Raw genomic sequence first — 9864 nt, 5'->3', positions numbered from 1 at the left:
TGCGGATGGTGATGCTGCTGCCTTCGCTTCCCGAGCTGTTCCGGCGGGTGAAGCGGCTGGAGGGCGGAAATCCGGAGAAAGAGGAGGGATGACGTTGATTTCATGCCAGGAAATCATGGACCTGCTGCCGCACCGCTATCCGTTCCTGCTTGTGGACAGGATCGTGGAACACGACCCGGGAAAGCGGATCGTGGGGATCAAGAACGTGACGATCAACGAGCCGTTCTTCCAGGGGCATTTCCCGGGGCACCCCATCATGCCCGGCGTCCTGATCATCGAGTCCATGGCGCAGGTGGGGGGGCTCCTTGCGCTGAAGGCGCTGGGGGGGGAGAAGCGGATCGCCTACTTCGGGGCGATCGACAACGCGAAGTTCCGCAGGCCGGTGGTCCCGGGGGACCAGCTCAGGATCGCGGTGGACGTGACCGCGCACAAGGGGCCCGTCTGGAAGATGCACGGCGAGGTGACGGTGGAAGGAGCGGTCGTCGCCAGGGCCGACGTCACCGCCTCGATCGCGAGCGTGCCGGAAAAGGGCGCTGGGGGGGAGAGGGAATGATCCATCCCACCGCGATCATCGATCCCGGAGCGGAGCTCGGGAAGGACGTCACGGTCGGGCCGTGCGCCGTCGTCGGTCCGAAGGTCGCTATCGGGGACGGATGCGTCATCGGTTCGCACGCCGTCATCGAGTCCCACGTCCGGATGGGTTCCGGGAACCGGATCTCGCCGTTCGCTTCCGTCGGCGCGCCTCCGCAGGACCTGAAGTTCCGCGGGGAGGACACCTGGGTCGAGATGGGCGACAACAACATCGTCCGGGAATTCGCCACGATCAACCGGGGAACGGCCCACGGCGGCGGCGTCACCCGCCTCGGCAGCGGCAACATGGTGATGGCGTACTGCCACATCGCGCACGATTGCCGCATCGGGAACCGGATGATCATGGCGAACGCCGCCACCTTCGCGGGGCACATCACGGTGGAGGACGGCGCGAACATCGGGGGGCTTGTGGCGGTGCACCAGTTCGTCCGGATCGGGACCCTCAGCATCATCGGCGGGATGTCCGGGGTGGGAAAGGACGTGCCTCCCTACGTGATGGCGGCCCCCGGGCGGCAGCGGAAGGGGGAGGGGCTGTTCGGGCTGAACAAGATCGGGCTCCAGCGGAACCGGATTCCGGAGGAGAGCGTCGCCGCGCTGAAGAAGGCGTACACAATCCTCTTCCGGTCGAAGCAGGGGCTGAAAGAGGCTCTGGCGCAGGTCGAGGCCGAGGTCCCGCCGCTGCCGGAAGTGAGGCACCTCGTGGAGTTCATCCGCGCGAGCGAGCGGGGCGTGCTGAGGTAGCGATGCCCAAGACGCTGTTCCTCCTCTGCGGGGAGCCCTCCGGGGAGGCGTACGCATCCCGGGTCGCGGGGGAGTTCCGCCGGCGCTTCCCGAAGGCACCCATGGAGGGGATCGGCGGAGCCCGCCTCGAATCGGAGGGGGTGAAGCTGCTGCGGAACTACGCGGAGATCTCCGTGATGGGCTTCACGGAGGTGCTGACCCACCTCCCCGAGATCCGGTCCGCCCTGTCGCAGGCGACGGAACGGGTCCGGAAGGAGGACGTCGGCGCTGTGGTGCTGGTCGACTACCCGGATTTCAACTTCCGCGTCGGGCTCGCGGCGAGGAAGCGCGGCGTTCCGGTCATCTATTACATCCCCCCCCAGCTTTGGGCGTGGCGAACGGGAAGGGCCCGGACCTTGGCGAAGTTCACGCGGGGGGTCGTCGTCCCGTTTCCCTTCGAGGAGCCGCTGCTGAGGGGATACGGGGTCAACGCGGTCTTCGCGGGCCATCCGCTTCTCGAGGAGCTGGGGCCGTGGCTCGACGCCCCGCCCGATCCGGGGCGGTTCGGCATTCCCGCGGGGAAGACGGTGGTCGGCCTCCTCCCCGGGAGCCGCCGGGGAGAGGTCGCGACGCACCTGCCGATCCTCCTGGCCGCCGCCAGGGCGGTATCGGGCAGCTTCCCCGACGTCCAATTTGCGCTGCCGGTAGCGCACGGCGCGGTCCGGGATGCGATCCGGCGACACCTGTCGGGAGAAAACCTCCCGCTGACCCTCGTGGAGGAGGACCGGCACCTGGCGTTCCGCGGGATGTCCGCCGCGGTATCGGTTTCCGGGACCGCGACGCTGGAGCTCGCCCTGCTGGGAGTACCGTCCGTGATCGTCTACCGGGCCTCCTGGATCTCCTACCAGATCGGGAAGCGGCTGGCGAAGGTCGACCGGATCGGGCTTCCCAACATCGTGGCCGGGGAGATGTTCCTGCCGGAGCGGATCCAGGACGAGTGCTCGCCGGAAGGGATCGCGGAAGCGCTCGGGGGGCTCCTCCGGGACGCGGGCAGACTGGCGCGGCTGCGGGAACGGTGCCTTTCCCTCCGGGAGAAGCTCCGGGGCCCCGGGCCGACGGGGGCGGTGGTCGACATGCTCGAGAGGGAGGCCGCGGGCGCGTGGGCGTGACGATCTACAAGCGGATGCTGGCGTACGTACGGCCGCACCTCGGGAAGCTGTTCCTCGGGTCGGTGTTCGTGGTCTTCGTCTCCGCGTTCCAGGGGGCGATCGCCTTCCTTGTCCAGCCCGCCCTCGACGACATCTTCATCAAGAAGGACGCGTCGCGCCTGTCGCTCATCCCGCTGCTCGTCCTCGGGGCGTATCTCCTGAAGGGGCTCTTCGAGTTCGCCCACCGGTACCTCATGAACGACGCCGGGCAGCGGGTCATCCGGGACATCCGGGACGACCTCTACAGCCACATGCAGTCGCTCTCCCTCTCGTTCTTCACGAAGCATCCGACGGGCATGCTGATCTCGAGGGTGATGAACGACGTGGGGCTGATGCAGGCGGCGGTCACGGAGGCCGCCAGCAACCTGGTGAAGGAATTCTTCGCCGCGGCCTTCCTGGTCGGGGTGGTCTTCTACCGGGACTGGAAGCTTGCGTTCGTGGCGCTGTTCGCCTTCCCGCTCGCAGTCTGGCCGATCATCCGTTTCGGGGAGAAGCTCCGCAAGCGGAGCTGGCAGACCCAGGAGGTCACGGGGGGGCTGACCACCCACCTCCAGGAGACGATCAGCGGCGCCAAGCTCGTGAAGGCCTCCGGCGCGGAGCGGCGCGAAGTGGAGCGGTTCACGGCGAAAAACGCGGAGCTCTTCCGGCTGACGATGAAGGTCGTGAAGGTCCAGGCGCTGACGCACCCCCTTTCGGAGGTGTTCGCGGGGATCGGGATCGCCGCGGTGATCTACTACGGCGGGTACAGCGTCGTGAACGGCCACAGCACGCCCGGGAATTTCTTCTCCTTCATGACCGCGCTGCTGATGCTCTACGGGCCGGTGAAGCGGCTTTCGACCGTCAACAACACCGTCCAGCAGGGGATCGCCGCCGGCGAGCGGGTCTTCTCGGTGATGGACACGCTTCCCGAGATCGTGGACCGCCCCGGAGCCCGGCCGCTCGAGGGCGTTCGGAGCGGGATCGCGTTCGAGGGAGTGGGTTTCCGCTATAGCGCCGACGGCCCCCGCGTCCTGTCGGACATCACCATCGAGGTCCCGTCCGGGACGATGGTGGCGATCGTGGGCTCCTCGGGCGCGGGGAAGACGACGCTCGTCGACCTCATCCCCCGGTTCTACGACCCGGAGGACGGATCGGTGCGCATCGACGGCACCGACATCCGGGAGCTGACGCTCGCCTCCCTGCGCGCCGGGATCGGGATCGTGGGCCAGCACACCATCCTCTTCAACGACACCCTCCGGAACAACATCGCGTACGGGATCTGGGACGCCCCGCAGGAGCGGATCGAGGAGGCATCGCGCCTCGCCGGGGCGCACGGATTCATCTCCCGGCTGAAGGAGGGGTACGACACGGTGATCGGCGAGCAGGGGATGATGCTGTCGGGAGGAGAGAGGCAACGGGTCGCGATCGCGCGGGCGCTGCTCAAGGACGCGCCGATTCTCATCCTCGACGAGGCGACCTCCGCGCTCGACACGGAATCCGAACGCCTGATCCAGTCGGCCCTGGACACCCTGGTCAAGGGGCGGACGACGTTCGTCATCGCCCACCGCCTCTCCACGGTGCGGAATGCCGACGTGATCCTGGTGATCGAGAACGGACGGATCGTCGAGCGGGGACGGCATGAGGAACTTCTGGCACGCGAATCCCGGTACCGCGCCGTCTACCTCAAGCAGTTCGAGGAGAAGAAACCGGGCGCGGGAAATCCCGGGAAGGGATAAGCCGTTGTCGCGACCGTTCCTCCCCGGGAGCCCGGGGCACATCCTCTACAACATTCTCCTTCTGGCGGGCGTCGTCCTGGCGGCCCCCGCCTGGATCCCGTGGGTCCTCCTTTCGAAAAAGCGCCGGGCGAACTTTCCCGACCGGCTGGGAATCCGGGGATTCCCGGCGCCCGCGCACGGCGACCGGCCGACGATATGGATGCACGCGGTCTCCGTCGGCGAGACGAACGCCTCGGTTCCTCTGCTTCGCCGGCTCAAGGAGCGGATCCACGGAGGGAGGCTGCTTCTTTCGAACGTCACCGTCACCGGCCGCCGGACGGCCGAGAAGGCGCTGTCGGAGGTGGTGGAAGAGCGGTTCTATTTCCCCTTCGACCTCCCCGGCGTGTGCGGTCGTTTCCTCGACCGGGTCCGGCCGGACGTCGTCGTGGTGGTGGAAACGGAGATCTGGCCGAATTTCCTGGCCGGATGCGCCCGGCGGGGCATCCCCGTGGTGATCGTCAACGGCAGGCTTTCTGCGCGCTCTTTCCGGGGATACTCCAGGGTCCGCTGGTTTTTCTCGCCGGTGCTAGGGACGCTCCGGTCGATCTCCGCGCAGACACGGGAGGACGCCGACCGGTTCGTCGCCCTCGGAGCGAACCCGTCGATCGTCCGGGTGGGCGGCAACCTGAAATTCGACGTGTCCCCCCCGGAATCCGGTCCGACCTCCCTCGCCGCGCTGCTGGAGGGGGAAAAATCCTCCGGCACCCGCTGGATCGTAGCCGGCTCCACGCACGAGGGGGAAGAGGAGATCGTTCTGCGCGCCTTCGAATCCGCGCACCGGGACGGCCCGAAGATCAAGCTCCTCCTTGCGCCGCGCCACCCGGAGCGGTTCGGGGCGGTGGAAGCGCTCCTGTGCCAGCGGGGGATCTCGCCTGCGCGGCGAACGGCGATTCCCGAAGGGAAGACACGGATCGAAGAAACGGTCCTGCTGCTGGACACGGTGGGGGAGCTGCCGAGCGCCTACGCCGCGGCCGATCTCGCCTTCGTCGGCGGAAGCCTCGTCCCGAAGGGGGGGCATAACGTCCTGGAGCCCGCATGGCACGGCGTCCCGGCGATCGTCGGGCCCCACATGGAGAATTTCCGGGAGATCGCCGACCTGTTCCTGGGCGCCGGGGCACTCCTGCAGGTCGCGGGAGAGAGTGAACTCGCCGGGGTCTTCGGCCGGTTCGCCGTCTCCCCGGAATCGTTCGGGGATATCGGGAGGCGCGGGCGGCAACTCCTCGACGCGTTCCGCGGCGCCTCGGAGCGAAACGCCGAGGCGGTCCTCGCCGCCATGGCAACGCGGAGGAACCCGTCGTGATCTTCGGGATCGCCGCGCGCCTCCGCAGGGGGCTGCACGCCGCGGGGCTCCTGCGCCCGGAGCGGCTCCCCCGTCCCGTGCTGAGCGTGGGAAACCTGTCGATGGGCGGGGCGGGGAAGACGCCCCACGTCATGCACCTGGCGAAATGGCTGTCGGGCAAAGGTCTCCGGGTGGCGATCCTTTCGAGGGGGTACGGCAGGGAGGGCCGCGGCGTCGAATGGGTTTCCGACGGGGCGGGAAGGATCGTCTCCGCGCGCGAAGGGGGCGACGAGCCCGTATTGATGGCCCGCTCCCTTCCCGGGATCCCCGTCGTCGTGGGAGCGTCCCGCGCGGCGGCCGGGCGGGAGGCCCTTTCCCGCATTCCGGTTGACGTGTTCCTTCTCGACGACGGGTTCCAGCACCTGTCGCTCGCGCGCGACTACGACCTCCTCCTGGTGGACTGCGCAGGGGGGCTCGGCAACCGGCTCACCGTGCCGATGGGGAGGCTGCGCGAGCCACCCTCCCACGCGCGGTTCGCGGACGGGATGGTCGTGACGAAATGCCCGGATGCGGAGAACGGCGCCCGGGTCGCCCGCGCCGTTCCGTTTCCGGAAGGGCGACCGGTGGCGTTTTCGCGCCTCGTTCCCCGCGGGATCGTGGGACCTGGAGGCGAACCGCTCGGCGGGACGGCGCCGGGATCGGAGGTCTTCGGCTTCTCCGGGCTCGCCCGGAACGACCAGTTCCGGGACACCCTGGAGAAAGCGGGTTTCCGCGTGGGAGGATTCCTTGCGTTTCCGGACCATCATGCATACCTCCTTTCCGATATGGCACGGATCGCGAGAGAGGCGGCCGGTTTGCCGGTGGTGACCACCGAGAAGGACCTGGTCCGGGTCCCTTCATCGACCCCTTATCCGGTCGGAGCGCTGAGAGTCGAAGTGGAGTTCCTGTCGGGATGGGAAAAGCTGTCGGCGGGCATCCTGGAACGCCTGGAGAGGAGGGCGTCGACATGAAGGAAAAGCTTGCCCGCGCCCTGCTTCGTCTCCTCGAGGCGGTCCCGCTTCCCGTGCTGGCCTTCCTGTGCGAAGGGGCGATGACGCTCGTCTGGGCGGTAGACCGGAAGCACCGGCGGATCGCCCGGGTCAACCTGAGGATCGCCTTTCCGGAGATGGGCGACGCGGAGGCGCGGCGGATCACCCGGAAATGTTACCAGCGGATGGGCACTTCCTGCGCGGAGTTCATCCATATCCCGAAGATGGACGAGCGGTACCTCCGCGAGCATTTCCGGATCGAGGGGCTGGAGCATCTCCGGGAAGCGGCGGAGCGGGGGAATCCCCCGATGGTGATGACCGGCCACTTCGGGAACTGGGAGCTGCTGTCGCACGTATACGGCGCGGTCGTGGCCCCCGCCGCGTTCATCGTCCGCCCCTTGAGGAGCCCGATCCTGGACGCGATCGTGACGGAGCGCAGGCAATGCGTCGGCAATACCGTCATCCCGCAGGACGCCTCCGCGAAGGAAGTGATGAAACTCCTGCGCAGGAAGGTCCTCGTCGGGATCCTCATCGACCAGAACGTGAACCGGTACCGGGGGATCCTCGTGGAATTCTTCTCGAAGAAGGCGTACACGACCTTCGGGATCGCCCGGCTTGCGCTGGCGATGCGCGCCTCCGTCCATCCCGGCTTCATCTTCCGGGATCCGTCGAGGAAATTCCATCACCTGCTCCGATTCGGCCCCCCCGTGCCCATCGATTACGGCGCGCCGAGGGACGGGGAGGTCGAGCGGCTCACCCGGCGCTGCAACCAGGAGCTGGAGAAGGCGATCCGGGAGGCCCCCGTCCAATGGATGTGGTTTCAGCCGCGGTGGAAGGAGCGGCACGGCGAGGAGCCCGACATATACGGGGTGGGGCGTTGAAAGGGATCGTGTTCCTGGACCGGGACGGGACGCTGATAGCGGAGGAGGGCTACCTTCGCGACCCGGCGAAGGTCCGTATCCTTCCCGGCGCGGCCGAGGCGCTCCGGACGCTGGCCGCGGAAGGCGTCCTTCTCGCGGTTACTTCCAACCAGTCGGGCGTGGCGCGAGGGATCTTCACCTTCGACCAGATGATGGCGGTCCACCGGACGTTCGAGGCGGCGTTACGGAAGGAAGGGGTGCTTCTCGATGCCGTGGAATACTGCCCGCATCATCCGGAAGGCGTCCTGCAGGAATACGCGATAGCGTGCCCCTGCCGCAAGCCGGGGACGGGAATGGCGGAGGCGATCCTTCGGCGCCTCGGCGTGCCGGAATCGTGCCCGCGCTGGGTGGTCGGTGATAAAATGACAGACATTCTGTTCGGGATCCGGCTCGGGGCAAGGACGGTGCTGGTCGGAACGGGATACGGCGCAGGCGAGCGCGAAGAGGGAGAGCGCATGGGCATCGTTCCGGACGCATTCCTCCCGGGGATGAGAGAGGCTGCGGCATGGATCCTTGCCGGGGAAGACGCGCCTTGATGCCGCCGCACGCAGGGAAGGGCCGCCTCCTGTGCGCGCATTTCCTCGCCGCGTTTCTTGCGCTCGCATTTGCCGGCTGCTCGTGGATGCTGCAGGGATCGGCTCCTCCGGAAACCGGGGAAGGGCCGCCGGCAGACAACGCTGCCCGGGCGGCCGTCGCCGAGGTAATCCCTCCGGCGATCCCGATACCCGATGCGCCCGCTCCCGCGCCGGAGCCCGTGGCGCCGCCGCAGGAGCCCGCGGTCGTACGGCTCCCCTTGCCCGTGGAAGAGGCGAAGCCGGCGGAAGCGCCCGGCGATACGGAACCTTCTCTCTCACCGCCGGCGCCGGTTCCCGAGGCGTCGAAGGGCGCCAAGGGCGCCCAGGAAACACCGGCGGGGAGGAAACCGGTACCGGGAGTCCCTCCGGCGCCTCCATCGCACGCTCCGCCCTCCGCGCACGCCCCGGCTCCGCCGCCCGCGCTTCCGCCGTCCGCACGGACGGAAGAACCGCCTCCCCCGGCGTGGGCGGCGCAGAAAGAGTTGCTGGAATACCGGGTGGACTTCATCGGGATCACAATGGGGTACGCGTGGTTCCGGTACCAGGGGAAAGTGTCGATCGGAGGGAGGACGGCGTATCACCTGAACGTCCGCGCGCGGACCTCCGGGGTCCTGTCGTTGATCTACCCGGTCAGCGAGTCGATAGATTACTATATCGACGCGGCGACGCTCGAGCCGATCCGCCTGGAATTCAGAGGCAGGAAGAACAAGCCGGACGACGTGGCGCAGTACGACCAGGAAAAGGGGCGGATCACGTACCGGTACCTGCACAACGGGGAGATCCGGAAGCAGGTGGACGTCCTCCCGGGTACCCATGATCCGGTCAGCGCGGCCTATTACTTCCGGGGACGGGGTTTCGGGAAAGAGGAGAAGGAGCGCAACGTCTACGGGGGGCGGAAGGTATACCAGATCTCGCCCCGCACGGTGGGAACGGAACGGCTGCACACGGAGCGCGGCGATTTCGACACCCTCGTCGTCCAGCCGGTCATCAAGAGGGACGGCAAGGTGGAGAACAAGGGGGACCTGCGGATGTGGGTCACCCGCGACGAGCGGCGGCTGCCCGTGCGTTTCTACGCGAAATTCCGGAAGATCAAGGAGTGGACGCTGGTCGGGATACTGATGAACGAAAGGTCGGGAGGGTGACGGATGGACAAGGAGCTGCTCGAGATCCTGGCGTGCCCGAAGTGCAAGGGCGACCTCCGGCTTGCGGCGGAGGATTCCGAGCTGCGCTGCCCGTCCTGCCGGCTTTCGTACCGGATCGAGGACGGCATTCCCATCCTTCTGGAAGACGAGGCCGTCCCCTATGAATGATGCGTCCTTCCTCTCCGACGCCGAACGCTGGGTCGCGGTCTTCCCCTCGTGCCGCGTCCTCGTCGTTGGGGACATAATGCTCGACGAGTACGTGTTCGGGACGGTCGGGCGGATCTCCCCCGAAGCGCCCGTGCCCGTGGTCGCCGTCACGCGCGACGCGCGGGTCCCGGGCGGGGCGGCCAACGTGGCGCTGAACCTCGCGGGGCTGGGAACCGGGGTCGAGATGGCCGGGCTGGTCGGGAACGACGCCGCGGGAAGGGATGTGGTCCGGGCGCTGCGGAGGAGGAAGATCGGCGTCTCCGCGGTCCTGGCGGATACCGAACGGCCAACGACGGTGAAGACCCGGGTCATCGCCCACAGCCAGCAGGTGGTGCGCGTCGACCGGGAGAAGAACGGGCCGCCGTCGCGGCGGACGCACGAGGCGCTGCTGCGGAAGATCGTGGGCGCCATGGACGGGGTCCGGGGGGTCGTTTTCTCGG

The 9864-nt window shown here is 67.9% G+C and carries 11 protein-coding genes; all 11 read left to right on the top strand.

Annotated elements, in window-relative coordinates; all coding sequences use genetic code 11:
• Nucleotides 1-88: 88 nt before the first annotated feature.
• Entirely contained in the window at nt 89-553 is a 465-nt protein-coding gene (gene fabZ / locus AB1346_04325) for a 3-hydroxyacyl-ACP dehydratase FabZ (protein MEW6719659.1), read from the top strand.
• On the top strand, nt 550-1332 hold the full coding sequence (lpxA, locus tag AB1346_04320; protein ID MEW6719658.1) for an acyl-ACP--UDP-N-acetylglucosamine O-acyltransferase: 783 nt from the start codon (nt 550-552) through the stop codon (nt 1330-1332). The genes fabZ and lpxA overlap by 4 nt, the downstream gene beginning before the upstream one ends.
• A gap of 2 nt (nt 1333-1334) precedes the next feature.
• A complete protein-coding gene (lpxB, locus tag AB1346_04315; GenBank protein ID MEW6719657.1) occupies nt 1335-2480 on the top strand; it encodes a lipid-A-disaccharide synthase in 1146 nt (381 codons plus the stop codon).
• The gene (locus AB1346_04310) at nt 2471-4234 is read left to right on the top strand and encodes an ABC transporter ATP-binding protein (GenBank protein MEW6719656.1); all 1764 of its coding nucleotides are present in this window, start codon (nt 2471-2473) and stop codon (nt 4232-4234) included. Before lpxB ends, AB1346_04310 begins: the two co-directional genes overlap by 10 nt.
• A gap of 4 nt (nt 4235-4238) precedes the next feature.
• The gene (locus AB1346_04305; protein MEW6719655.1) at nt 4239-5573 is read left to right on the top strand and encodes a 3-deoxy-D-manno-octulosonic acid transferase; all 1335 of its coding nucleotides are present in this window, start codon (nt 4239-4241) and stop codon (nt 5571-5573) included.
• On the top strand, nt 5570-6562 hold the full coding sequence (lpxK, locus tag AB1346_04300) for a tetraacyldisaccharide 4'-kinase (GenBank protein ID MEW6719654.1): 993 nt from the start codon (nt 5570-5572) through the stop codon (nt 6560-6562). Before AB1346_04305 ends, lpxK begins: the two co-directional genes overlap by 4 nt.
• The gene (locus AB1346_04295) at nt 6559-7461 is read left to right on the top strand and encodes a lysophospholipid acyltransferase family protein (protein ID MEW6719653.1); all 903 of its coding nucleotides are present in this window, start codon (nt 6559-6561) and stop codon (nt 7459-7461) included. The genes lpxK and AB1346_04295 overlap by 4 nt, the downstream gene beginning before the upstream one ends.
• Nucleotides 7458-8036 carry an HAD family hydrolase gene (locus tag AB1346_04290; protein ID MEW6719652.1) on the top strand — a complete coding sequence of 193 codons (579 nt, stop codon included), beginning with the start codon at nt 7458-7460 and terminating at the stop codon, nt 8034-8036. Before AB1346_04295 ends, AB1346_04290 begins: the two co-directional genes overlap by 4 nt.
• Nucleotides 8036-9217: a DUF3108 domain-containing protein gene (locus tag AB1346_04285; protein MEW6719651.1), complete on the top strand. Its 1182-nt coding sequence runs from the start codon at nt 8036-8038 to the stop codon at nt 9215-9217. Before AB1346_04290 ends, AB1346_04285 begins: the two co-directional genes overlap by 1 nt.
• Nucleotides 9218-9220: 3 nt before the next feature.
• Nucleotides 9221-9385 (top strand): Trm112 family protein, encoded by a 165-nt coding sequence (locus tag AB1346_04280; GenBank protein MEW6719650.1) that lies wholly within the window; start codon nt 9221-9223, stop codon nt 9383-9385.
• On the top strand, nt 9378-9864 hold a 487-nt coding region (locus AB1346_04275; GenBank protein MEW6719649.1), incomplete at its 3' end, for a PfkB family carbohydrate kinase. The genes AB1346_04280 and AB1346_04275, both read left to right, overlap by 8 nt.

This window comes from Thermodesulfobacteriota bacterium, from assembly GCA_040758155.1.
Taxonomy (GTDB): Bacteria; Desulfobacterota; Deferrimicrobia; order Deferrimicrobiales; family Deferrimicrobiaceae; genus UBA2219.
The sequence above is the reverse complement of the archived record's forward strand: the minus strand, read 5'-3'. Positions and strand labels throughout refer to the sequence as shown.